At 46.5% G+C, this 25,229-nt stretch carries 19 protein-coding genes; 13 read left to right on the top strand and 6 right to left on the bottom strand.

Going from position 1 to position 25,229, the window contains the following annotated elements:
• The first annotated feature begins 305 nt into the window (after nt 1-305).
• The 8 genes from AB4111_RS10515 (at nt 306) to AB4111_RS10480 (ending at nt 11,765) form a co-directional block, all read left to right on the top strand.
• On the top strand, nt 306-1,229 hold the full coding sequence (locus AB4111_RS10515; protein WP_442031460.1) for an S-layer homology domain-containing protein: 924 nt from the start codon (nt 306-308) through the stop codon (nt 1,227-1,229).
• 830 nt (nt 1,230-2,059) lie between these two features.
• Nucleotides 2,060-3,031: an ABC transporter permease gene (locus tag AB4111_RS10510; RefSeq protein ID WP_442031459.1), complete on the top strand. Its 972-nt coding sequence runs from the start codon at nt 2,060-2,062 to the stop codon at nt 3,029-3,031.
• A 15-nt stretch (nt 3,032-3,046) separates the two neighbouring features.
• Entirely contained in the window at nt 3,047-3,955 is a 909-nt protein-coding gene (locus tag AB4111_RS10505; RefSeq protein WP_442031458.1) for a carbohydrate ABC transporter permease, read from the top strand.
• Between the two features lie 41 nt (nt 3,956-3,996).
• Nucleotides 3,997-5,592: an extracellular solute-binding protein gene (locus AB4111_RS10500; RefSeq protein ID WP_442031457.1), complete on the top strand. Its 1,596-nt coding sequence runs from the start codon at nt 3,997-3,999 to the stop codon at nt 5,590-5,592.
• A gap of 107 nt (nt 5,593-5,699) precedes the next feature.
• The gene (locus AB4111_RS10495; protein ID WP_442031456.1) at nt 5,700-6,986 is read left to right on the top strand and encodes an alpha-L-fucosidase; all 1,287 of its coding nucleotides are present in this window, start codon (nt 5,700-5,702) and stop codon (nt 6,984-6,986) included.
• A gap of 63 nt (nt 6,987-7,049) precedes the next feature.
• Nucleotides 7,050-8,072: a carbohydrate-binding family 9-like protein gene (locus AB4111_RS10490; protein ID WP_442031455.1), complete on the top strand. Its 1,023-nt coding sequence runs from the start codon at nt 7,050-7,052 to the stop codon at nt 8,070-8,072.
• A gap of 7 nt (nt 8,073-8,079) precedes the next feature.
• Nucleotides 8,080-10,713, top strand: coding sequence for a transglutaminase domain-containing protein (locus AB4111_RS10485; protein ID WP_442031454.1), 2,634 nt, complete (start codon nt 8,080-8,082; stop codon nt 10,711-10,713).
• A gap of 5 nt (nt 10,714-10,718) precedes the next feature.
• Nucleotides 10,719-11,765, top strand: coding sequence for a glycoside hydrolase family 18 protein (locus AB4111_RS10480; protein WP_442031453.1), 1,047 nt, complete (start codon nt 10,719-10,721; stop codon nt 11,763-11,765).
• A 109-nt stretch (nt 11,766-11,874) separates the two neighbouring features.
• On the opposite strand, the gene AB4111_RS10475 is transcribed toward AB4111_RS10480, so the two are convergent.
• Nucleotides 11,875-14,172, bottom strand: a complete 2,298-nt coding sequence (locus AB4111_RS10475) for a helix-turn-helix domain-containing protein (protein ID WP_442031452.1) — start codon at nt 14,170-14,172, stop codon at nt 11,875-11,877.
• 311 nt (nt 14,173-14,483) lie between these two features.
• The gene (locus tag AB4111_RS10470) at nt 14,484-15,998 is read right to left on the bottom strand and encodes a glycoside hydrolase family 43 protein (protein WP_442031622.1); all 1,515 of its coding nucleotides are present in this window, start codon (nt 15,996-15,998) and stop codon (nt 14,484-14,486) included.
• Between the two features lie 173 nt (nt 15,999-16,171).
• Between AB4111_RS10470 and AB4111_RS10465 the strand changes: the two genes are divergently transcribed.
• Nucleotides 16,172-17,035, top strand: a complete 864-nt coding sequence (locus tag AB4111_RS10465) for a helix-turn-helix domain-containing protein (protein WP_442031451.1) — start codon at nt 16,172-16,174, stop codon at nt 17,033-17,035.
• A gap of 136 nt (nt 17,036-17,171) precedes the next feature.
• Here AB4111_RS10465 and AB4111_RS10460 read toward each other — a convergent pair whose 3' ends face one another.
• The 4 genes from AB4111_RS10460 to AB4111_RS10445 all read right to left on the bottom strand — a co-directional run bounded on the left by AB4111_RS10460 (nt 17,172) and on the right by AB4111_RS10445 (nt 20,497).
• Entirely contained in the window at nt 17,172-17,741 is a 570-nt protein-coding gene (locus AB4111_RS10460) for a YdeI/OmpD-associated family protein (RefSeq protein ID WP_442031450.1), read from the bottom strand.
• Between the two features lie 11 nt (nt 17,742-17,752).
• Nucleotides 17,753-18,262 (bottom strand): DinB family protein, encoded by a 510-nt coding sequence (locus AB4111_RS10455; RefSeq protein ID WP_442031449.1) that lies wholly within the window; start codon nt 18,260-18,262, stop codon nt 17,753-17,755.
• 82 nt (nt 18,263-18,344) lie between these two features.
• On the bottom strand, nt 18,345-19,262 hold the full coding sequence (locus tag AB4111_RS10450) for a helix-turn-helix transcriptional regulator (protein WP_442031448.1): 918 nt from the start codon (nt 19,260-19,262) through the stop codon (nt 18,345-18,347).
• A gap of 317 nt (nt 19,263-19,579) precedes the next feature.
• Nucleotides 19,580-20,497 (bottom strand): ArsR/SmtB family transcription factor, encoded by a 918-nt coding sequence (locus tag AB4111_RS10445; RefSeq protein ID WP_442031447.1) that lies wholly within the window; start codon nt 20,495-20,497, stop codon nt 19,580-19,582.
• Between the two features lie 328 nt (nt 20,498-20,825).
• On the opposite strand from AB4111_RS10445, the gene AB4111_RS10440 reads away from it, so the two are divergent.
• From AB4111_RS10440 to AB4111_RS10425, 4 genes are all read left to right on the top strand, one after another.
• The gene (locus AB4111_RS10440) at nt 20,826-21,803 is read left to right on the top strand and encodes a glycoside hydrolase family 43 protein (protein WP_442031446.1); all 978 of its coding nucleotides are present in this window, start codon (nt 20,826-20,828) and stop codon (nt 21,801-21,803) included.
• Between the two features lie 132 nt (nt 21,804-21,935).
• Nucleotides 21,936-23,279, top strand: a complete 1,344-nt coding sequence (locus tag AB4111_RS10435; RefSeq protein ID WP_442031445.1) for an ABC transporter substrate-binding protein — start codon at nt 21,936-21,938, stop codon at nt 23,277-23,279.
• A gap of 157 nt (nt 23,280-23,436) precedes the next feature.
• Nucleotides 23,437-24,327, top strand: a complete 891-nt coding sequence (locus tag AB4111_RS10430) for a carbohydrate ABC transporter permease (RefSeq protein WP_036611613.1) — start codon at nt 23,437-23,439, stop codon at nt 24,325-24,327.
• A gap of 26 nt (nt 24,328-24,353) precedes the next feature.
• A complete protein-coding gene (locus AB4111_RS10425) occupies nt 24,354-25,196 on the top strand; it encodes a carbohydrate ABC transporter permease (RefSeq protein ID WP_036611483.1) in 843 nt (280 codons plus the stop codon).
• Nucleotides 25,197-25,229: the final 33 nt, after the last annotated feature.

Genomic DNA, 25,229 nt, shown 5'->3' with positions numbered 1-25,229 from the left:
AAAGGGCCGACACCTGTTATTAGCGCGTCGTGCCCTCTTACTGTATGCGATCCGGTTCGCTGTTTATCCGTCATCCGATGGATTTCTCTATTCTTATTTTTGCGCTAATCCAATGGGATGTCAACGAAGCCAGTTAGCAAAAAGCAGGTAATCGGATTATCGGCGTCGGAGATGAGTTCTATGCAGTGTTCCCGTGTTGTATTCACCAGATGTCGAAATTACTGAAACATTTTCTAGGGGTACCCCGTCTGTAGGAATGAAGAGGTAAAAAATAGGCTTTACTAATTATATGGAGGTGCCAGGAAATGAAACATAAAAAAGGATTGGCTGCAACGCTTGCACTCTGCGTTTCTTTGACAGCAGGAGGTGCATCGGTATTCGCTTTCTCAGATGTGAAGGATGAAGGTCAGAAGTCGATTGTGGATTCATTGAAATCAAAAGGTATTGTTAACGGAGTAACAGCGGATCTGTTCCGTCCAGATCTCGCATTGTCTGAGCCACAGGGTGTTCAACTGATTGTGAATGCATTTGGTCTGAAAAATGCATACGCTGCGTCTGCCACTCAGGATAAAATTAGTCCGGACACATGGTATGCCGATGCTGTTCAAGCTGCTACTCAAAATGGATTGTCTATTCCAGTAGAAGTGAATCCGCAAGGCAAGATGACACGTGAGCTATTTGTTACTTTGCTTCTTGAAGGAATTAACACAACCGGCAATTATCCGGTCATCATGAAGTATAATGATATCAAGGACGAAAATAAAATCGGTAAGGACGCCAAATCTGCGGTCCAGAACTTGCTGAACATGAACATCATTGAACTGGATAAGGACGGTAACTTCCGTCCAGATCAGTCGCTTACCCGTATGGAGGCTGCAAGCATGATCTTCAATGCACTCGAATTTGTGGATAAACACGGCAATGGCGGCTCAGCAGAGCCAGCTCCAACCAATCCAGGTGAAGGCCAACAAGCGATCGTACCTGAAGTGACAACAACGAAGGTTGATGACAAAACAACCAAAGTTAAACTCAGTGCTGAAATGCCACACCCTGGTTATGGATTGAAGATTGATGATGTGAAATTGGAGAAGGATGGACGCGCGATCGTGCTCTATTCCATTATTCAACCTGACCCGGATATGATGTATCCGATGGTTATCACGAATGTGACTGCAGAAACAGATATCCCAACAGGGTATACGGCAGAAGCTCAACCTTCTGGCAAGTAAATTCACTGCAAACCCTATAATCTAATCATGGATAAAACGAATGTGTATCCTCAAACCACTCTCCATACATATATGGGGAGTGGTTTTTTATTTGAGTTAAAACTGTACATAGGCTTTTGTATGGTCATTTATATTACATTTATTGATATTTATAGTGACATATAAAGCGAATGAAGTGGATATCTGCTTAGGTTCTAAAGCCAATTCGTCTTACTGGATCGGCTTTTTTTAATGGTCTTTTCCCAAATATCTATGGGTATCAGATTCCACACCTTGTGCAAAATCTACACATACGACTTCATAATTCCAGTGTTTATAAGCGTTTGTGTATCCTGCAGGCAAAGATAAAAACAACATATATACGAAAGCGGGAAGAGAAATATAGAATAAAGGCAAGCAATTACAGGTTTATAATATGCGATAGATGTATGATAGATAATATTACATTACATTACATTACATTGGTTCGCATTGGTGAAATCTGTAACCCTTAGAATTTAGCATAATGCTTTTAGACATGAACGCCATGTCTGATCGTATATGTGGGTTTTGACTTTAAGGTCTGTTTTCTAACCGCAGTTTAGATCTGACATCTTTCCAGGTTCATGTGATGAAACTCTAATGACAACTACGGGAGGGAAACGGGTCAAATTCTACATGTTTTACTTCCCCAAAATGACAATGACAAGCTGGCAACAAAAGTGTAAACCCCCGTTGTAACAGTATTTTCGGTGATTTTAAATCGAAAGGTTGAAATGGCATATTTACGGATGGGGAAATGAACCATAAACTCGGTATGTAAGCGTTATCAAAAAAGGAGGAAACAACTGATGCAACCAGATGGGAAGTCCGCCTTGTCGCAAAACCTATCGGTATACACGAATCCGAGCAGTAAGAAAAATAAATTATGGAGAAGGATGATTCGAAACTGGGAGTTGTATCTGTTTATCGCGCCTGCCTTTCTATACTTTCTTATATTCCACTATGGTCCGATGTACGGCATACAAATTGCTTTCAAAAACTTTATTCCAACGCTTGGTGTCACGGGAAGCCCATGGGTCGGATTTGATCATTTCATTCGTTTCTTCAATTCTTATTATTTCTGGGATTTGCTATGGAATACCCTCAGCATCAGCTTGTATGAGTTGGCTATAGGTTTTCCGCTGCCGATCATTCTTGCGTTAGCGTTCAATGAAGTGAAGGATTCCTTCTTCAAGCGTACTGTGCAGACCGTCACGTATGCACCGCATTTTATTTCGGTCGTCGTGATGTCGGGCATGATCATTACCTTTTTGTCTCCCTCATCAGGCATGATTGTCAATTTGGTGGAGGCCCTTGGATTACAGGCACCTCAATTCCTGACGGACCCTGCGTGGTTCAAAACAGTGTATGTGCTGTCCGGAGTCTGGCAAAGCGCAGGTTGGGGCACGATCATTTATCTTGCCGCCCTATCTGGCGTAGACCCGCAACTGCATGAAGCGGCTGTGGTGGATGGTGCGAGCCGGTTTAAACGGATTTTACATATTAACATACCAGCAATCATCCCTACGATCACCATCTTGTTAATTCTAAATATGGGCAGTATTTTGGGCGTCGGATTCGAGAAAATCCTGCTGCTGCAAAATCCGCTGAACATGGGCTCGTCCGATGTCATCTCAACCTTCGTCTATCGGTCGGGGCTGGTTGATGCACAGTACAGTTTCTCTACGGCGGTGGGATTGTTCAACTCCGTAGTTAATGCAATTTTGCTCATTACCGTGAATCAGATTGCACGTCGTACCAGTGAAAACAGCCTGTGGTAAAAGGAGGGAATACACATGTCATCCGCAGTGAAAGAAAGCAGAAGCGATAAGGTGTTCTTAGTGTGCAATTACATCTATCTGACGGTAGCACTCGTGATTGTGTTGTATCCGCTACTGTACATCATCAGTGCCTCAATTAGTGATCCCAAATACGTAAGCTCAGGGGAGATGTGGTTACTTCCGAAAGGAATTACATTTGAGGGCTATGCCCGAGTGTTTGAAAACACCAACATCTGGATCGGGTACAAAAATACGATCATCTATACCGTCGTAGGTACCATCGTCAACCTGATTGTTACACTACCAGCAGCCTATGCGCTTAGCCGCTCGGACTTTGTGGGACGCGGATTCTTCATGGCTATGTTTATGGTAACGATGTTCTTCGGCGGAGGGCTTGTCCCGAGTTACCTGCTGGTTAAGGATCTTGGTATGGTGAACAGCATGTGGGCACTTATATTGCCTGGAGCTGCATCCATCTGGAATATTATCGTATGCCGTACGTTCTTCCAATCAACCATTCCCAAGGAGCTGCAGGAAGCGGCGCATATTGATGGGTGTACCAACACACGGTTGTTCGTCAAAATCGTGCTCCCGCTTTCCATGCCAATCATTGCAGTGATGGCACTCTTTTACGGAGTCGGACACTGGAACAGCTATTTTAGTGCCATGATCTATCTGAATGATTCCTCCAAGTACCCGCTGCAGCTCTTTCTGCGCCAGATTCTGGTGCTTCAGGAAATGGCGGCACAGGGGGGAGGCGCTATCGATACCTCTTCAGCAACAGCGATGAATACCAAAGCGGAGATTGCTGCACTGGTCAAATATGCTGTCATTATTGTTGCTACCCTACCGGTTATTGCAGTGTATCCATTCCTCCAGCGTTACTTTGTACAGGGTGTTATGATCGGTTCCGTTAAGGGATGATCTTAATCCATATACCACATCAAACAAGGGGAGTTGTTGTCATGAAAAAGCTTCACAAGGCTTCATCCATTACACTCTGTCTCACCTTATTCGCAACATTGCTTGCAGCTTGTGGTTCAACCAACGAAGACGGAAGCGCGACCTCGAAAGTTGAGGGAGTCAAAAAAGAAGGCTTTCCCATTGTAGACAAAACGCTAACCTTGAAGGTCATGTCTCAGGATGCGGGTGTAGCCGACTGGAGCACAATGCCTGTGCTGCAAGAAATGGAGAAACTGTCGGGCATCAAGTTGGAATACCAACTATCACCAATCGACAGCTTTGAAACGAAAAAAAATCTGGTATTTGCCAGCGGAGACTTGCCGGATATGTTCTATGCTGCGGACCTCAAACCAGCCGAGCAGGTGACATATGGCAGCCAAGGCATCCTGATCCCGTTGGAAAAATACATTGACGAAGGTTACGCCCCGAATATCAAAAAGATTCTCGATGAGAACCCGGATGTCCGCAAATCATTTACAACACCTGATGGGCATATGTATGCACTCCCATTCATTGATAAAGCAGCTGTATGGTATAGAGGCCCAATGTGGTACAACGGGGAATTCCTAAAGGCACTTAACGTTGAAGAGCCTAAGACCACGGAAGAATTGTATACGTATCTCAAGCGTGTAAAAGAAGAAGATCCTAATGGCAATGGCCAGCAAGATGAAATTCCGCTGACTTCTGTAAAACTCGATGATCTTCGCATGTTTTTCTTCGGCTTCTGGGGAATGTACAACGAAGGCATCTATTCCGATAAGGACGGAAAAGTTCACTACCCTTATCAAGAAGAAGGTTATAAAGGGTATCTGACATTCATGAATCGCTTGTGGAAGGAAGACCTGCTGGATCATGAGACCTTCTCTCAAACAGGCGATCAGAAAAAAGCAAAAGGTGAAAGCAACAAACTTGCACTGTTCAACGATTACCATCCATACTTCACACTCGGTGGTGAACCCAGCACGGATCACCCGCTGATGACACCAGTGAAGAGCGAAGTGGCAGACTCTCCGGTATACGGCAAACACCCGGGTATGTCGGCTCGCGGTACCTTTGCGATTACGAGCAGCAACCCGTCACCTGAGGCGACGATGCGATGGATCGATTACTTGTACAGCTATGAAGGTGCGACTCTGTTCAATCAAGGTCCGGAAGGTGTGTTATGGCAATTCAAAGACAAGGAAAATCACGTAAAAGAGTGGCTGCCCGTTCCTGGGGGTGGGGATCGTGAGGAATACCGAGGTAAAATCACGCCGAACTTTGGTATCCTGACACCGGGCATTAATGATCCTGAAGTAGCGAAGGGTCTTCGCACCGAATTTGATGAGTGGATTGACCAGCAGAATCAAGAGAAGTTGGTACCTATCGGAAAAGCACCATTTCCTAACGTTTATTTGACAAATGAAGAGCAAAGCGAAGCAACCGCTCTATTGTCTGATCTGGATACGTACGTTAAACAGATGGAAGCAAAGTTTGTGACGGGTCAGGAACCTCTTGAGAACTGGGATAAGTACATTGCACAGATGAAGAAAATGGGCAGTGACCGTATCATCGAACTATATCAAGGGGCTTATGATCGCTGGAATTCCGGGCAATAAAAGAAGGCTGTCAACATACTCCCCAGGGAGGAAGAAAGATAACCGCTAGGTTCATTGATTTTCATATTTTTCGTATATAACAATGCTCGGGGGAGGTGTGATCAGATATGCAAAAATGGTTTGAAGAAGCCAAGCTGGGGATATTCATCCACTATGGCATCTATGCGGTAGACGGGGTTGCGGAGTCTTGGTCCTTCTATAATGGCAGGATGTCCTACGACGAATATATGAAGCAGTTGGATGGGTTTACGGCTTCGGAATTCAACGCGGAGAAGTGGGCGGACCTGATTGAAAAGTCTGGAGCCCGGTATGCGGTGCTGACAACGAAGCATCATGATGGCGTTGCGTTATGGGATACGCAATATAGTGACCTCAGTGTAGTTAAACAGACACCAGCGAATCGGGATATCGTGAGGGAGTATGCGGAAGCGATCCGTGAGAAGGGGATTCATCTGGGGATGTATTTCTCGCTCATTGATTGGTCACATCCCGATTATCCTAGTGTATATGAAGGTGGGAAAATACCGGAAGATCTCGGCAGTGTCAATCGGTATTCAAGTCCTGTGGACGGTGTTCAAGATCAGGAGAAGTGGCAGAAGTTCTTGCAATTCAATAACCATCAACTAGGAGAGATTTTAACGAATTACGGAAAGGTGGATCTGCTATGGTTTGATGGGGATTGGGAACGGAGTGCCCAGCAGTGGGATCTGCCGGAGTTCAAACATTACCTGCACTCCTTCAACCCGGATATCATCATTAACTCCCGCCTTCAAGGTTACGGGGATTATAAAACGCCTGAGCAGGGCATTCCGATTACAAGACCGGAGGGACCCTGGGAATTCTGTACCACGATCAACACATCTTGGGGTTATGTGCCAACCGATCATAAATATAAATCCCTGAATCAGATTATTCGGATGTTCTGTGATTGTATTTCGATGGGCGGTAATATGTTGCTGGATATCGGTCCGCGTGAAGATGGCAGCATCGATCAGAGGCAGGAGGATATTCTGCTTGGGCTGGGAGCTTGGATCCGAACCCATGAAGAGGCTGTCTTTGGAACGGGTGAAGGTATTATGTCCCGCTATTATCTGGGGGGCAGCACTGTATCCGAGGATCGAAAGACACTGTATCTGTTTGTGTATGATGATCCAAAAGAGAATGTGTGCATCAAAGGTCTCTGCAATCAGATCAAGAAGATTACTGTGATGCATTCAGGCAAAGAGCTTCATCATGAGATTCATGGAGGCGTGCCATGGTTCAATATCCCGGGAACAACGTGGATCAAGATTACCCCGGAGGACACACATGAACAGGTGACCGTTCTTAAGCTCGAATTCGATGAGGAGCTGGAAATGTACGGCGGCGCTGGAGCCGTTGTCACCCATAACTAACTATTACGGGGAGGGCGTGTGCCGATAGACGCATGCCCTCCCTTACGAATTGGAGAGAGTGACATGAACAGAAGTGGAGTGCCAGAGCCCAGGATTGAGTATGCTCCCAAACATTATATATGCAATCGTGCGCAGGAACCGCTAGTATTGGACGGCCGTGTGGATAAGGCATTTTGGGATACGGCACATTGGACAGATGATTTCGTTGATATCGAAGGTGATATTCGTCCAAAGCCAGAGAAACAGACGCGGGTAAAAATGCTGTGGGATGACGACTATTTCTACTTTGCTGCCGAGCTGATGGAAGATCAGATATGGGCTACGTTGACGGAGCGTGATTCCGTTATTTTTTATGATAATGACTTCGAGATTTTTATCGATCCCGACGGGGATTCCCATCAATATTATGAGTTCGAGATCAATGCGCTTAATACGGTATGGGACCTGTTATTAGTGAAGCCTTATCGGGATGGTGGGCCTCCGGTTAACGGTTGGGATATCAGCGGTCTCAGGACGGCCGTATATATCGATGGAGAACTGAACGTACCTGGGGCTGATAACCGCAAATGGAGCTTGGAAGTCGCGATTCCCTGGAACAGTCTAAAGGAGTGCGCCGAAGGAAACCGTCCGCCTGCGCCAGGTGAGTTCTGGCGTGTCAACTTCTCACGTGTGGAGTGGCAGACCGAGGTACAGGGCGGTGAGTACCGTAAGGTGCTGAATATGGAGACAGGCAGACCTTATCCGGAGGACAACTGGGTTTGGTCACCTATGGGCATTATTAACATGCACTACCCGGAGTTATGGGGGTATGTTGTATTCTCGGATGACGGAACGGATGAGCCGTTTGAGTTGCCGGAAGATGAACGAATTAAATGGGAGCTTCGCAAGCTCTATTACCGTGAACGCAATTATTATGAAACCCATGGCGAATTTACCCAAGATATGAAGTTGCTTATGGGTGAGGATTCGTGGAGTTGTGAGCCTGTAATCGAAACGACGCGCAGCCTGTTCCAGATTACTGCGCCTTCTTCGGACGGCACGGCATTGATCTGTATTCGGGAAGACGGAAAGCTGTGGAAGGAGTGAGAACATAATGACCAGTCAAACCTTGGTATTTTCCCTTGATGCACAGTCATTGGAGAGGATCGAGCAGAAGTTCCAGGAGAAGGTACGTTTTGCAGAGGCCCGCAAATCGGAGTTGTTTGATATTTTTCAGCAGGAGCTAACGGAAGAAGAGACATGGGCGTTGAAATATGTCTATGCCTATATGCCGGTAAACGACATGGCTGATTATAACGGGGACCTGTTCTTGAGCCATGTACGGTGGGCTTTGGACACCCGCATACGTGTGCCTTGGGGAGATCGCGTTCCGGATCATCTGTTCCTTCATTTTGTGTTACCTTATCGGATAAATACAGAAAATATTGAAGATTTTCGCGGCTTGATCTATGACGAATTAGCTGAGCGGACAGCGAAGTTATCCATGGCAGATGCCATTCTGGAGACGAATTACTGGTGTCATGAGAAAGCGACCTATATTGGCAGCGATCTGCGTACGATATCACCGCTGACGATGATCCGGAATGCTCGGGGTCGATGCGGCGAGGAATCCACGCTGGCGGTGGCTGCTCTTCGCAGCATCGGCATCCCTGCCCGTCAGGTGTACACACCGCGCTGGGCTCACTGTGACAGTAATCATGCTTGGGTAGAAGCTTGGGCAGATGGTCAATGGTATTACATCGGGGCATGTGAGCCGGAAGCCCGTCTGAACCAAGGGTGGTTCAGCCCGCCAGCCCGCAGGGCCATGCTGATTAATACAAGGATCTATGCCGACTATCCCGGACCAGAGGATATTACGCTCTCGGAAAAGGGATTTACGGAAATTAATTTGCTTGAGAACTATGCGCCCACACGCAACATCTATGTGAAAGTGAACAATGAGCAGGGAGAGCCCGTACCCGGTGCCAGCGTTCGCTTCGAGCTGTATAATGCGGCTGAATTCTATCCGATTGCCGAAGTGAGGACGGACGCACAAGGGGAAGCGTCCTTAAAGACAGGCTATGGCGACCTGTTGATTCGTGCGATCAGTGGGGGCAAGTGGAGTGAGATCTTATTCAAAGCTCAGGGAAACGACCATGTAGAGCTTTGGCTGGACTCGTCAGACCAGCCGGCAGGGGTAGTGGATTTTGATATGGTTCCTCCTCCAGAAGGGGAGGGAGAGAACGCGGTTGCGTTATCGGAAGAGCAGATTCAGATTCACAATCGTCGTCTGGAGGAAGGAGCACAGACCCGAAGCGGGTATGAGGACACTTTCCTGAGTCAAGAGGAGGCTGTCTCACTGGCTCATTCGGTTGGCCTGCCCCAGGTGCGTGTATGGGATATTCTCCAGAAGGCACGAGGGAACAGTCGTGAAATTGCAGCTTTCCTAGAGGAATGCTCCAATCCATACGGTGAGTGGCCGCTCCGGTTACTGGAATCGTTGAATGAAAAAGATTTAATTGATACCTCTCGCCAGACGCTGCACGATCATCTGATTGGTGCGCTCTCGCAACAAGGATCTTGGGCGGAAGATACGTTTGTGAGATACATTCTGTGTCCGCGGATTTCCTATGAGATGTTGGTCCCTTATCGAGGTGTATTCCACAATGCCTTTTCGGCAGATGAGGTGGCAGCGTTCAGGGAGAATCCCACGACACTTGCCCGAATGCTGGAACAGCAATATGAGTACTATGACGATCTTCCTAATCTAAAAGGCAAAGGGAATCCCGCAGGGACCTTTAGTTTAATGAAGGGGGACGCTCAGTCGCTGGATATTTTGTTTGTGGCTGTATGTCGCAGTTTGGGTATCCCGGCCCGATTACATCCGAGCGCTCAGAAACCACAGTATCTAAGTGACAGAGGATGGGAGGACACGGTGTTTAGTCTCACCTCACCTCAAACTCAGGTAAGTACAACCTGGGGAAAGCTCCAACTTCATAGGGATATAAAAGCCCCGCAGGATACCCCTGCAGCATCCTATTTTGAGAACTTCTCGTTTGCCCGTCTGGAAGATGGCGTCTACAAGACACTGATTTATCCTTATGGCAGTACGGATGTCTATAGCGAGCCATATGAGGTTGAACCAGGCGCTTATCGCTTAACGACAGGCATTCGTCTGAAAGATGGGACGGTAAACGTACGCTTCGTATACTTTACCGTGAACGCCAGAGATACAACTGAGGTTGTATTAACTTATCGCGAGACTGAGGTTGATATTGCAGTACTGGGTAAACTTGCACCAGGAAGTATACTGACCCATCTGAATGGCTCGGAGGTGGAGTTGGAAGAACTTCTGGGATCGGAGGGCGCCATTGCTGCATGGATTGAACCGGAGCGGGAACCGACCAAACATCTGATTCGTGAACTGGGCGAGCTGGCAGAGCCGCTGGATAAGCTGGGCATACCCATCGTACTCATGATCGGAGATATGGAATGGAACGCTTCCTCTGACCCTGTTGGTTATCCTAAGCTGCCAATACGCACGGTTTTTGTACGGGATTCCAATTATGCTTCCTTGTCTGGTTTCATTTCGAAACCTGCAGCTCACGAAGCAGGCTACCCGCATCTGTTTGTGCTGGATAACCAGCTTCAGATTCGTTACTCGGCTTCCGGGTACAAGATCGGTACTGGGAAGGAAGCCTTGCAGATAGCTGCTGCGATATATCAATCATCGAATGGATCGGAGTGAAGCGGGTGACGAAATATATTGCAGTGGGGTATGTCGTTGATTCTGTTCTTCCTGACATGACACATGAGGATCTGTTGAAGTTAACACATCTGAACGTAGCCTTCGGACATGTTAAGAATGATACGATCACCACCGAGCATTTAAAAAACGGCTATGTAATCCGGAACATCAAGCGGGATCATCCGAATCTTACAGTGCTGCTGTCTGTAGGCGGATGGAGTGCGGGCGGTTTTTCCGAAGCTGCCTCAACCCAGTCTGGAAGGGAGAGCATGGCTGGATCGGCGGTTAGGGTACTGGAGGAATATTCTTTTGACGGGATCGATCTGGATTGGGAATATCCTTGTTACGGTGAAGCCGGTATTGCATCCAGCCCTGATGATAAACGGAATTTCACCTTGCTTCTCAAGACGATCCGGGAGGCAATGGATGCCAAGGGCGCAGTGGATGGTCGTCATTATCTGCTCACCATTGCGGCAGGGGCTGATCAATACTATGTAGACGGTACAGAGATGGCTGAGGTGCAGTGTTATCTGGACTACGTGCAGTTGATGACCTATGATATGCGCGGCGGTTTTCAGGTTCTGACGGGGCATCATACGAATCTGTACACGCCAGGCGGAGATCTGTTCCGAATTAGTACAGATGCTTCCGTGAACCTGTTTGTTCGTGCCGGCGTTCCCAAGGAGAAAATTGTGATCGGTGCAGCGTTCTATTCCCGGATCTGGACTGAGGTTCCTAACCGAAATCACGGGCTTCATCAAATGGCTGGCAGCACAGGCGGCTACGGTCCGTCCTTTGCCGAACTGGAAGCGAAGTACATCAACAAGAATGGTTACACCCGTTATTGGGATGAGGAAGCCTGTGCACCATTTCTGTTCAATGGGTCCAGCCTCATATCGTATGATGACGAAGAATCGATCCAATGCAAATGTGCTTATGTAAAGGAGCAAGGTCTGGCCGGCATCATGTTCTGGGAGTACAGCTGTGATCCGACCGGCCGTTTGCTGGATGCAGTGCATCAAGGACTTCATCATTTCCCGGCTGAAAAATAGGATCATTACACCGGTCGCCACGGATCGATATACGTATACGAACTGATCCCAATACCAAACCTCCCCTAACCATGTGGTCAGGGGAGGTTTTTATTCGTTGATGAACCTTTTATCCAATACACTCCTCGTCATCATCATCCGGGGAATCGGCGGAGCCGTTAGGGCGGTGCATTTTACGGTATTGCCCTGGGGTATAACCCGTTTCTTTCTTGAATTTGCGGATGAAGTTTGGTGTGTCCAGATAACCGACGCGGGTGATGATATCTTTTAACGGATCGGTTGTATGCAGCAGCAGCCGAATGACCTCATCCACCCGTTTCTGCCAGATATATTGGGTGAAATTCATGCCGATCTTTTCTTTGAAAGAACGACTGAAATAGGATGAAGAGATCGTAAATTTCGATGAAATCGTACCGAGACTGAGGTCATAATCCGAGAAATTGGCATCAATATAAGCAACGATTTCATCCATAAGGGAGCTTTCTTCCGTCTCACTCTTCGCCTCGACATGGGCGCAGATTTCGGCGGCAAGGCCTGTCAGCTTCTTTTCCAGATCCTCCAGTGAGTCATAGGAAGTGATCCTTGGAAGTTGATCAACCACATGATGGATTCCAAGCTCCGAGGCGGTTTTGAGCATAGTATTCAGGATATCAAAGCAGATGCAACGCAGTAGCGGTACAGATGGCATTTCAGCTTTCAAATTGTTCAACGCGGTCGAAACCATCTGAACCGCCACATCATAGCTGCCCTGTTTTAAGCTCTGGACCAGCTTTAATAACACATCCTTAGGGACCCAGAAGGAAGAATCCTGTACAGCGGAACCGGAAAGGTCGTTAAAGTATGTACTGCTTCCCTGTCCGTGCAGCATCGATGCTTCCAGAGCGGTCGATGCCTCGATGTAGGACTGATTCAGCTGTTTCGGATAAGTGTATCGATTGCCTATCCCGATTGCAGGCGCGACCCCGGTGTGTTCTACCACCATCCATTGCAGTTTTTCAACAATAGGCTCCATACGGGCATTGAGGCTACCTTCATGCCCAATTTCGGCATCGAATCCCACGATAAGAGCCAATTGGTCTGCCTGTGGAAGCTCCACTCCGTAAGCATATGCAGACAACTCCGGCAGCTCCACATCGTTCATCAGTTGCATGACCGTAGGCTGCTCGGGGTTATCCCCGATACGAAAAGCATGCATTTCCCAGCCCATGGTCATGACAAAATAATGGGATCGGTTGAAGCGTATGCCAAGCTTATCCGTAAACTCAGCAGGGAAATCTCCGGTGTGACCGTGCTTCAGCAACATAAGCAAAATATGATTGCGCGCATAGGGCTCCTGAAGATCTACGCGCTGACTATAATCATGCAGTGTTTTCTTGATCCATTCCAGCTCGTTGGTTGAGGACGTATCAGGATCATTCTTCAACCGAATGAACTCCATTAAGTCTGAAATGGGATGGTATTGTCTTCGTGCCAACATGATGGCAAGGATCGTACCCATCGTCACCACAAAGGAAAATACAAGGATAATAAAGGTCCGAATATGCACAATTCGGCTGAAAAACTGGTTGCTTGGCATAGCGGTGACATAAGTCCAACCCGCATCCGATTTAACGGATACAACCGAGTGGGGTTCTTGATTTAAGGAGATGCTGTGCGTTCCGGGTTCAAGTGCAAACAGAGCGTTGACTTCCTGTTCGGATATGATTTCTCCTTTGTAATTGGCTGCCAGTACTTGCCCGTAATTATCGAAAATGTAAGTCATCCCGTGATAGTCACTGAGGATCGAATCAATTAAGCCAGTCAGATTAGACTCGTGGATCAGGTACATCACGGTTCCGTGGGCGGGCGTATTATTAGGTGCAATCGGTACAAGGTAGGCCAACATGGAATTGGGTATTTTGGTTCCCTGGACGACCTGCTCGGCTGGTCGGATCGTAGGGGATCGAACGCTATTCAAATCCCGGATCATGTCTGCTTGGTTCCAGGTATTAAATTTGTAGCGGCCAGTGAATACATTCAGATTCTCAGAGCCTTGAGAAGAATAGATATTATCATCTCCACGGAAGAACAGGAATAACTCATCGATAATGGAACTGGTGGCTTTGTATTTGACCAATGCACCAATGGATTCTCGGCTATAGTACGGATGGTGGGTCCAATACCGCGTTAACTGCTCATCATAGGCGATGCGAAACGCGATGTCCTGTAATTCCTTCATGCGATCATCAATGACCGTTTTGGCTTGAGTTAGCTGATTGACATTGGTCTGTTCAATCTCTGAACGGAGCGTGTTCACAGCATTGTGATAAATAATGATGGTTAATATAACAAGAGGGATAAGGAAGATGGAGATATAGGATAGTGTGTACTTAAGCAGAAGCTTGGACTTGAAGTGATTCCATTTCATATCTGCAACCTCCCATTTTCATTCGTGCTGCAGCGATAGCGCTCTCATATGGACGGTGGCTATTGCCATGATGCGAGCTGCTGGATGTTTCTACTAAAAATACTAGGAGAACTTCTCTAATAAAGCAATGGTTCTTTTATAAATTCCAATGCAATCCGTAAGAAAGATATAGCTATAGCAAAATCCCCTCAAAGTTCACTCATTTCCTTATGCTACCACATAAGGCTTTGGTAAGAGTATCTACTTTAAGGGGATAACTTTAGCTGATCATATATTATATTTTCTATTACTGAATATAGGAGTTAAAACGATTATTCATCCAGCGGTTCATAGTCAAACCAATCGAAACTTGCAGGTGTACACTCCTCTGACGGAGCATAAGCGTACATGGCTATCATTACACCTGTGAAACCACTCGCCACTTCGGTAGATAACAGATGTGTTTCTCCTAAACCCACTTCAATGGCATCGGATGAACCTTGCTGATAGAGGAACGTGAAGTCATTACGGTCAGCCTTGATTTGTAATACAACACGCCCCTTGTCACAGTCAAGCACCTGTTCGGTTCGCATAGAGCCGACGGTTCGCCGCAATACGATTTTCTTCAGGTCGTCGATCTGTGTGACTGCCAAATCGTAATGATATTTATGATTCATAAATACAGTTAATCCAGCTTCATCACCGTTCACACTCGGCTCATAATTTAGCTCGGTCCCCAACTTGCACAAGAAATGGCTCAATCGACGCCCGACAAAGGCTGGATTTCTGCCATCATCGAGCGATACAGAATTTCCCCGCAGGATGAGTTGCCCGGGATTTTCAGTGAGCGTCCAACTATCCGGAGCCGGGTTACGTAAGAAGATCCAGTTCATGCCCAGTGATGCTTCGTCAAAATCATCTCGAATAGCCTGAGGTGACCAAGGGTGCTCAGCTAACAAAGGCCGGGTCATCTCCTGCCCGATATGTCCGTCCACACCAATCACGGGCCAACCATTATCCGTCCAAGTGACAGGGGCCAGGAACGTTTCGCGTCCCAGATGATGCCGCATGGGGTAACCTGCTGGACGAATGCCAAGCGATACAGCCCACCAGCTTCCATCCTGGATCTGGACAAGGTCTGCATGACCGGTTGCGTGGATGCTGGCTTTCATGCTTCGATTGGACAGAATCGGATTATGTGGACATGGATCAAATGGTCCGTATGGATCTGTGCTTCGAGCAATGGTCTCCATATGACCATACTCGGTTCCACCTTCGGCGATCATCAGATAGTAGAGGCCGTTTATTTTATACATGTGGGGAGCTTCGGGGGCTGCTCCTCCGGTTCCGGTCCAGATTAGTCGGCTATCCGTCAGTCTCGTTCCAGTCTTAAGGTCTATCTCGCACTGATAGATGCCCTCGCCCTCATCACCGTTGAAGGCTGTTTGGAAATACACTCGTCCATCTTCATCGAAGAGAAAAGAGGGATCAATACCGTCCTGATCAACAAAAATCGGAGCAGACCATGGTCCCTCGGGCTGGGCACTACGTACATAGAAATTTCCGCCGCCGCTGACATTGGTTGTTGTCATATAGAACCAGCCATCATGGTACCGGAGTGTTGGGGCATAAATGCCGCCAGAGCTGCCTGCATTCGCTAGAGGGAGTTGCTCCGTTGTTGTGAGGACATGGCCGATCTGTCGCCAGTTTACAAGGTCTTTGCTATGGAAGATGGGCACACCAGGGAAATATTCAAAGGTGCTCGTTACCAGATAATAGTCATCGTCTACACGGCAGATACTTGGATCTGGATAAAAACCCGGAATGACCGGATTGGTATATTTCATCATGTGATGCTCCTATTCATTTTGAGAGTATAATATGGACCTAAACGTATGAGAGATATCCTTGCTACAAGGGGAATTATATCGTTTTGAATCATTTACAACCTTGATTTTTTGGTCCTCGAATAGCATGATATAGACATTCAACCCAACATGGTTTGCGGAGGGGAATGCTTTTGAGTCATGCATATTTGAGATGGTTTACTTCGGATCAGCAATTTCCATTTTTCATTCAGTATGGTGGACACGACCAAGACATGGAGCTTCATAATCATGTGGACTTTACGGAACTTGTCATTGTTCTGAGTGGTCATGCAACCCATGTGGTGAACACCGAGGAGTTTTTTATTAAAAAGGGGAACGTATTTGTAATTAATGGCGACACCCATCACGCGTACAAAGACCCTCATGATTTTAGGATCTGTAACATTATGTTCAGTCCTGAGATGCTTGCTTCGGCTGGGCCCGATCTGAGAAAATCGAACGGCTTCCAGGCTCTGTTTGTTTTGGAACCGTTTTATCGAAATATTCATTCATTTCCGAGTAAACTTTCGTTATCCATTTCCAGTCTGGAGTATGTGGAATCACTGATATCGTTCATGATTGAGGAGTATCAGAGTAAACAGCAAGGGTATCAGACGATGTTGATCTCACGTCTCACGGGGATGGTTGTTTATTTGTCGAGACAATATGATACGCAGGAGAAAGGGATCGAGGGTAATAATCTGATGCATCTGGCCAATGCCATTTCATTTATTGAAGATCATTATCTAGAGCCCCTGTCGTTGGAGGATATTGCGGGGAAGTCGAATATCTCCATAAGGCATCTGAATCGGATTTTCCGATCCTATTATCAGATGACCCCGATGTCTTATCTGCAGAAGCTGCGTTTGGAGAAGGCATGTCATTTGTTGAAAAACGGGAATCTGTCCATCACGGAAATTTCGTATGAATGTGGATTCAACGACAGTAATTATTTCACCCGCCAGTTCAAGAAGGCCTTTGGTAAGTCTCCCAAAACATACAGGCAGAATCATTAACACCCGAATGAATATGATGTGTGAGCGGGGAGAGGTGAACAGAAAGTCTAGGTCGAGATTCACCAATGTATAAATCCCAAAAAAACAAGCAGGACCATCCTACGAGGAGGTCCTGCTTTCGTATTTTCAAGGCCTTTTAATAATCCAGAAGCCGTCCGTGATCATGCCACTGACCGTACATTTTATTCTCTTTGGTGTTGCTTATGAATTTATCCAATCTGCTCTGGAATAAGGCGGGCTGCTGTTTAACACTTTGAATCGTGTCAATCCTGACCTTCTGATACAGGGTAGGGAATGCCGTGAAATTCGCATAAACCTGCGGGTTCTCTTTCAACCTTTGTTCGATTACACCATCCATAATGAAAGCACTCGGGTCCATCACAGGTAGCGCTTTTCTGCCTTCGTCATGCATGAGGCCCAACTTTTCAAGGCGACGGACACGTTCCTTGTTCAGTTCAGTCCATGAGCTACGTTTGCTTCGGGGAGATATTCTCTGTGCTAATTGAGTGTCGGATATTTTCTTCTTGACCCCATCGATCCAGCCAAAGCACAGCGACTCCTCAACCACATCCAAATACAACAGAGTATCTGGAGTGGGTTTCAAGCTAACCATGACCCAGCAAGATTTCTGGACTTTTCCATGCTCCTGCAACCAACTTCTCAATTCTTCCCTCGATGTCACGGGGATACAATGTACATTCTCCATCGCATCGTTGTCTATACTTGAGCCGGTTCTTGATACCAGAAGAGAGAATAGTCGTTCATGATGGAGGCGTGCCCCAATTGACGCAGCATCGTAGATACATTGCCTCGGTGGTAGGTCCCGTGATTGACCAGATGGAATACCATTTCCGATAAGCTGGTTTCGCGGACGCCGGCAAATGGATTATCGAGCAGCACGGTTTGTTCCAGATTAGTTTGGCCTTGGAGCCATTCGCTGTATTGTGCCGACAGATCGGCAAACATTTGCATGTACTCATCTATTGAACCATGAATTTCACCATTGAGAGGCATGCATGTCTGGAGTGCCTCGGGCATACCGGTGCCCGTTAACACCAGATACCACATCTTATCCACTGCATAGATATGGCTGAGGGCATGGGCGATGGTTGGAAATGAACTGTTCACTTCCTGACTCAGCACAGAAGAGGGGAGTTCTTTGATTCTGTTCAGGATGGTTTGATTAGCCCATGCGTTGTAGTTATACATTTGTTCCGGATGATTCATGAATGATCGTCTCCTTTAATTTGGCGAGGAATGTGGTTACTTACTAAAATGATTATAAAAAAAGAAGTATGACAACAGCGTGTCATACTTCTTCATAGAGTTTAAGTGCGTCTCGAAGCTGTTCTTTCAGAATACCTCGTAGTTCAATCGGTTCAAGCACCTCAGCGCCACTTCCCAAACTAAGCAGAAACGACCATAACCACTTGGCTTGTAACGGTTGATGAACCGAGATGCGCATCGTCATACTTCCATCCTCGTGAAATTGCTTATCTGCCTGTTGAAAATGATCCATCGCTTCCGCTAGCCCTTCCGGGTTCACTCGAAATACAACATCATTTACCTGATCTTGCCATGATGGATCTGACACAACATTCTCTTGGGGAAGCTCAAGGTGGGGGTGAAAGTGTTCTGATGTCAGGGTCACATTCATCATCCGGGACAGTCGGAATTCGCGATAATCCTGCCGTGTCTGGCAAAATCCATAAACATACCAATTACGGTATTTGAAATGGAGTCTTACCGGTTCCAGATGGCGAGGGGTATGTTCATTTTTCGTATTGATGTAGTCAAAACGCACAACCTGATGTTCCGTAATACCCTTACGCAGATGAGGGAGTGCGTCTGGCTCCGTTCGGCGAGTCTCCAGATCCACAGATAGACTTGAGGTCTGATGCTCCGGTCCAATCGTTTGCAGTCGTTCAATTGTGCCCTGTGCACGTGCATCCTCAAAGACCGTGGAGAGACTGCTAAGAACCGTAATCAGAGAATCGACATCATATGAACCAAGCAAGCTTTTATCCATTTTATATCCGTCCATCATGCCGTAGCCGCCCTTGAGTCCTTGATGGGAAATGACGGGGAAGCCGGCTGCACAGATCACATCAATATCCCGATAGATCGTTCTTGGGGACACCTGGAACTCTTCTGCCAAGGTGGAAGCAGACAACACTTCGTGGTTCAGCAGTTTGTATATAATTGAGATTAATCGCTCCAATTTCAAGAAATATCCCCGCCCGTTATTCCATTTTGTCATTACAGGCCTATATTATATCATGACATGATGAACCGCATAGATGAATACAAAGGGTTCATAAAAGTCATATCATCCAGTGTGTTTATTCCAGCTTGGTTGAATAAGTTCTTAGGCGAGATGAAAAAAAGAGTGCTGGATAGCACCCTTTTCGAAGACACATACTTGTTGTTGTTGTTGTTGTTGTTGTTGTTGTTGTTGTTGTTGTTGTTGTTGTTGTTGTTGTTGTATGGAACAGTTAGCAGTTGGTTGAGCTATTATTTCCCGCGTTTATAGTAGAGTGGGCTCTACTCTTCTTGCACGTTATAGAGAACCCGAGCGAGCAGATTCTGTCCATAGTTACCAAAGTTTTTGCCAAAGATCGTTAAGCCCCGTTTGTTCAAAGGTCCGTCCGTAACCGCAATGCGGAAGTGAATATCGCTCTTGTAATCCAGCCCAATCTGGTCCAGTGTTACGTCCGAGATGCGGCATCCGTCGATATAGCTGCCTTCCTGCGTAATCCGGATCAGCTTCAGCATGCCGTACTGATTCAAGTGGGGGGGCCACCATTCCGGGTTGAAGGTACCACGTGTATTGCCGAAATCGCCTGGACTCGTCCAGCAGCCAATCTCAATACCGTTGATGTAGAAATAGATATCCGAAGGGTAATTGTCGCAAAAGCCAGGTGCCTCCGAACCCAGTTCCATGGATAACTGAATTTCGCTAAACGACTGATTGGGCTTGAGGTAGTTGGGGATACGATACTCCAAGTAACCTTCAGCCAGCCAGATCATCTCCGCATCAATTCGCAGTGGATCAGCAAAGTAACGCGGATCGTCGAACTCTCCAACAATGCTGTCCCGGGTAGCGATACCGCATGTAGGTGCAGCTTGATAATCGCTGTAATGGCCTACCTGAATTTCAACCTCGTAACGATTATTAATTTCCTGCGAACGCAGATCAACCATCAATTTTTCCTCATTGAGATAACATATCTTCTGAATGCCATGTTTGCCAACAGCGGTGTTGATCTCGATCAATCCGCTCTCCTCAAGCTTCTTGATATGCATTGTGATAGCGCCATTGCTCAGCCCCAGTTTGGTTGCGAGATCATTGAGATTAAGACTTTGGTTCTTGGCCAGCAGCTCGATGATCTGAATCCGGATTTCCGAACTGAGCGCTTTGAAGATATTCACACCCGACATCAGATCTTTAATATAAATCATAGGTGGATTCCTTTCCCCGTTCTGAACAAAGTCTCTTTTCAATGCAGACATTTGCACATTTATATGTTTTATTTCAGATAATTATAAATCATTCCCTCATGGAAGGGAAGGGCAGAGAAATAGAAGCCAAAACCCTTCTGTATAGCGCAAATATGAAAATGTAATCTACTTTTTGTTAACTATTCCGGTTAAAATAAGTATTAATCAGTTCATATATATTTGAAATATACCATTGAAATGTAATGTAACCGCTTTTATAATCCTATTATACCTAAATTGATTCAATACATCATGAACCAAATTAACCATTTGAAAGGTGGAGTTAGGTTTGGATAAGTTGAAGACGGTGCAAAAGTTCAAAAGGAAACGTTGGGCGTTACCCGCATTGCTTGTCGTAGTGTTGTTGCTTGCAGGTCAATCACGGGCTTTTGCGGCATTTTGGAATCTGACTGGAGATACCGCTGTTCATGATCCATCAATTATCAAAGAGGGCAACTCCTGGTACACCTTCTCAACTGGCCCGGGCATTCAAGTGTTGAAATCGGACAATGGATCGTCCTGGTATCGGGTCCCACAAATCTTCCTAAGTAAGCCATCCTGGTGGGCTTCTGCCGTTCCGGGACAGAGCGGATTGGATGTATGGGCACCGGACGTAGAGCAGTATAACGGAAAAGTGTGGCTCTATTATTCAATCTCCACCTTTGGTTCTAATCGGTCTGCGATAGGTCTTGCATCCGCGAACAGCATCGGTGCAGGGCAGTGGAAGGACGAAGGGTTGGTGCTTCAGACAACGACCGCCAATAATTATAATGCTATTGATCCGAATCTGGTCATTGATGCTTCAGGCAATCCATGGCTGGCCTTCGGTTCTTTCTGGAGCGGTCTGAAGATTGTCAAGCTGGACAAAAATACGATGAAACCGACGGGCAGCATAACTTCCATTGCTGCGCGCCCGAACAACGGAGGTGCTATTGAAGGACCAAGTGTTGTATATCGTGGCGGCTATTATTACCTATTTGCTTCCATCGATTCTTGCTGCCAAGGAGTGAACAGCACATACAAAATGGTCTATGGACGTTCGACCAGCATAACAGGCCCTTATGTGGACAAAAACGGAGTCAATATGCTGAATGGTGGCGGTACGATATTGGATACAGGCAATGTGAAATGGAAAGGACCAGGTGGTCAGGACGTGTACAATGGCAATGTCATAGCACGACACGCCTATGATGCAGAGGATAATGGCAATCCGAAATTGCTGATTAATGACTTGCTTTGGGATGCGAATGGCTGGCCCATGTATTGATTTGTTTTATATAAATATAAAATGTTTTATAAAAGTATTGACTAAAGTGATCTGGATTTGATAAATTTAACAACAGAAATCTTATTTCATCCAATTGAATACGGTTACAAGTCCAGATCAGGAGGGGTTCAGATGGTAAAGAAAAAGAATTGGGTCACATTTATGCTTCTAATGCTGGTAAGTGCACTGGTACTTGCGGGCTGCGGAGGAGGAAGTAGCGGTTCAAGTGGGGACAAGGAGTTAACGTTCATGTTCCGCGGCGGTACGGACGAGCAGAAAGCATACCAGGCGGTGGTCAAGAAATTCGAAGAAGATCATCCGGGTGTGAAAGTCAAAATCATTGTAACGGCTGCGGATCAATATGCAACCAAGCTGAGAGCGGCAATTACAGGCAACAGCTTGCCTGATGTATTCTACATCAATCCGGGCGATGTGAAAGCGTATGTGAACAGTAATGTACTGATGAATCTTACACCGTATGTTGAAAATAACCCGGATGTTGATCTTGATAATATCTGGAAATACGGCGTGGACTTGTACCGTTATGATGGCCAAATGTCAGGGCAAGGTGACATCTACGGTATGCCGAAGGATCTGGGGCCATTTGCACTGGGCTACAACAAAACTTTGTTTGAAAAAGAGGGCATTCCATTCCCTGACAAGGATAAACCATACACATGGGAAGAGTTCATTAAAGTAAACCAGCAAGCGACCAAGGATACCAATGGGGACGGTAAACCCGATGTGTACGGTACCGGCTTCAACGTACAGTGGGCACTGCAATCCTTTGTATGGAGCAATGGCGGCGATTGGTTGGATGAGACTAAAACAAAAGTAACGATTGATGATCCGAAATTCGCGGAAGCACTGCAATTCTTCGCGGATATGCAAAACAAATACAAAATCACACCTTCGATTGAGGAAGCGCAAACATTGGATACGTACCAACGCTGGATGAAAGGTGAGATGGCTTTCTTCCCTGTTGGACCATGGGATATGAGTACATTTGAGAAACTGCCTTTCGATTATGATTTGCTGCCTTTCCCTGCGGGATCTACTGGCAAATCGGCAACGTGGATCGGATCTCTGGGAATCGGGGTATCCGCGAAAACGAAACATCCGGAAGAAGCTGCTGCATTGGTGAATTACCTTACAGCTTCCAAGGAAGGCATGCAGCAACTGGTAGATGCCAAGGTACAGATTCCAAACTTGCTTGATATGGCAGACGAGTGGGCCAAAGATACATCCACAAAACCAGCCAACAAACAGGAATTCATTGATATCGTTGAGGATTACGGCCGGGCACTGCCAGGTAACTACACGTACAATGCGGAATGGTATGATCTGTTCTTCACCGACATTCAGCCGGTATTGGATGGCAAGATTACAGCCGCAGACTATGTGAAGCAGCAACAACCAAAAATGCAAAAACTGCTCGACAAAGCGGTTGAACAGGAAAAGAAATCTCAGAAATAGTAGATAGGAAAGGGTGATGCCGGCAGCCTGCAATCATGCTGCTGGCATCATTCGTATTGGGACTTATTGGATTCCATACGGGCATGTGGCATTCGTTGATCGGCAAGGTTCAATCGAAGAATGCCACATGCTGATACTAGAAACAGGGGTGAACACCGTGATTACGAAATCGAGTTTGTATCGCAAAGAGATGCTGTACGGATATCTGTTTATTTTACCTCCGATTCTTGGATTGCTGATCTTTGTCATGTTCCCGTTCCTCTACTCCCTATATGGTTCCTTTACGGATTGGGACGGACTGGGACAGATGAATTTTATTGGTTTGGCGAACTTCAAGGATCTGCTCACGGATGACCTCTTTTACAAAGCGATGTTTAACACATTTTTCCTGATGCTTGGTATCCCGATTGGTCTGTTGCTCGCATTGTTGTTGGCCATGGGGCTGAATCGTAAAATCCCGGGCACAACGACATTCCGAGTGATCTATTACATTCCGGTTATTTCCTCCCTCGCTGCCGTGTCCATCATGTGGAACTGGGCGTACAACGGAGATTACGGTCTGGTGAACCAGTTCCTTGACCTGTTTGGGATTAAAGGTCCTAACTGGCTTGCGAACAAAGACACCGTCAAACCTGCTCTGATTATTATGACGGTGTGGAAAGGCTTGGGATACACGATGTTATTGTACCTGGCAGCACTGCAAAGTGTATCACGTACATATTACGAGGCGGCAGAGCTGGATGGAGCGAACGGGTTCCAAATCTTCCGCAATATCACCTGGCCGATGGTGAAGCCGGTTACCTTTTTCCTTATCGTTACGAATATCATTGGCGGTTCTCAGATCTTCACCGAGATGAACATTATGACACCTACGGGTGGTCCTGAATATTCTTCGGCATCAATCGTTTTCTACATCTGGCAGAAGGCCTTCAGTAACTTGCAGATGGGTTATGCCTCAGCGATGGCCATGATTCTGGGTATTTTCATTTTTGTCATTACCCTGGTGCAATTCAAAATGAACGAAAAATCAGCCTATGATGGGGATTGATTGTCAAGGAAAGGAGTGAACCGGAGATGTCTTACAGTCAAAAGAGGAAATTAACGAATTCGATCATTTTTATCGTACTCGCGATTGGTGCGATTGCGATGATTGCACCACTGATCTGGATGTTGTCCACGTCATTGAAGGAGAAGCAGGATGTGTTCGCGCTTCCGCCTGTATGGATACCTGAAGTATTCCAGTTTGGAAAGTATAAAGAAATATGGGAAGCAGGGCCGCTGCTCAGCGGGATCAAAAACAGCCTCATTGTTGCGGTGAGTGTAACGGTGGTGGGTACGTTTACGTCCAGTATCGCTGCATTTGCTTTTGCCAAATTAAGATTCCCGCACAAAAATAAACTGTTTCTCGCGTTGCTCGCATCCATGATGATTCCTTATCCGACCGTCATGATCCCGCAATTCATCATGTTTGCGAAGCTGGGCTGGGTGGATACGCTGTTGCCACTGATCGTTCCTGGTCTGTTCGGTAACGTCATCATGATCTTCTTCCTGCGCCAATACCTGCTTAGTGTGCCTGATGCCATTATCGAAGCAGCCAAAATCGATGGAAGTTCCTATTTCCGGCTGTACTCCAGCATTACGTTTCCGCTGATCAAACCGGCGATTGCTGCACAGTTGATTCTCTGGTTCATGGGCATCTGGAACGATTATCTGGCACCAATTATCTATCTGAATTCACCGGAGAAGCAGACGTTACAGCTCGTTATAGCAAACTTTAATGCCACGTATGCGATTCAAACCGATTACCCGCTCATTATGGCGGCATCGATTGTAGCCCTGTTACCAGTGTTGATCATCTTCCTGATCTTCCAGAAACAAATTATTGAATCGGTTGCGATCTCGGGAGTGAAGGGATGAACCAGCGGAAGAGATTCCGGGGTTGGACATTTT

It is taken from the genome of Paenibacillus sp. 2KB_22 (genome assembly GCF_052115745.1).
GTDB lineage: Bacteria > Bacillota > Bacilli > Paenibacillales > Paenibacillaceae > Paenibacillus.
This window is presented reverse-complemented; position numbering and strand designations above follow the sequence as displayed.

Coding starts and splice junctions, on each gene's coding strand:
- AB4111_RS10515 (WP_442031460.1), top strand. CDS start 306: ATGAAACATAAAAAAGGATTGGCTGCAACGCTTGCACTCTGCGTTTCT.
- AB4111_RS10510 (WP_442031459.1), top strand. CDS start 2,060: ATGCAACCAGATGGGAAGTCCGCCTTGTCGCAAAACCTATCGGTATAC.
- AB4111_RS10505 (WP_442031458.1), top strand. CDS start 3,047: ATGTCATCCGCAGTGAAAGAAAGCAGAAGCGATAAGGTGTTCTTAGTG.
- AB4111_RS10500 (WP_442031457.1), top strand. CDS start 3,997: ATGAAAAAGCTTCACAAGGCTTCATCCATTACACTCTGTCTCACCTTA.
- AB4111_RS10495 (WP_442031456.1), top strand. CDS start 5,700: ATGCAAAAATGGTTTGAAGAAGCCAAGCTGGGGATATTCATCCACTAT.
- AB4111_RS10490 (WP_442031455.1), top strand. CDS start 7,050: ATGAACAGAAGTGGAGTGCCAGAGCCCAGGATTGAGTATGCTCCCAAA.
- AB4111_RS10485 (WP_442031454.1), top strand. CDS start 8,080: ATGACCAGTCAAACCTTGGTATTTTCCCTTGATGCACAGTCATTGGAG.
- AB4111_RS10475 (WP_442031452.1), bottom strand. CDS start 14,172: ATGAAATGGAATCACTTCAAGTCCAAGCTTCTGCTTAAGTACACACTA.
- AB4111_RS10470 (WP_442031622.1), bottom strand. CDS start 15,998: ATGAAATATACCAATCCGGTCATTCCGGGTTTTTATCCAGATCCAAGT.
- AB4111_RS10460 (WP_442031450.1), bottom strand. CDS start 17,741: ATGGAGAATGTACATTGTATCCCCGTGACATCGAGGGAAGAATTGAGA.
- AB4111_RS10455 (WP_442031449.1), bottom strand. CDS start 18,262: ATGAATCATCCGGAACAAATGTATAACTACAACGCATGGGCTAATCAA.
- AB4111_RS10445 (WP_442031447.1), bottom strand. CDS start 20,497: ATGATTTATATTAAAGATCTGATGTCGGGTGTGAATATCTTCAAAGCG.
- AB4111_RS10435 (WP_442031445.1), top strand. CDS start 21,936: ATGGTAAAGAAAAAGAATTGGGTCACATTTATGCTTCTAATGCTGGTA.
- AB4111_RS10425 (WP_036611483.1), top strand. CDS start 24,354: ATGTCTTACAGTCAAAAGAGGAAATTAACGAATTCGATCATTTTTATC.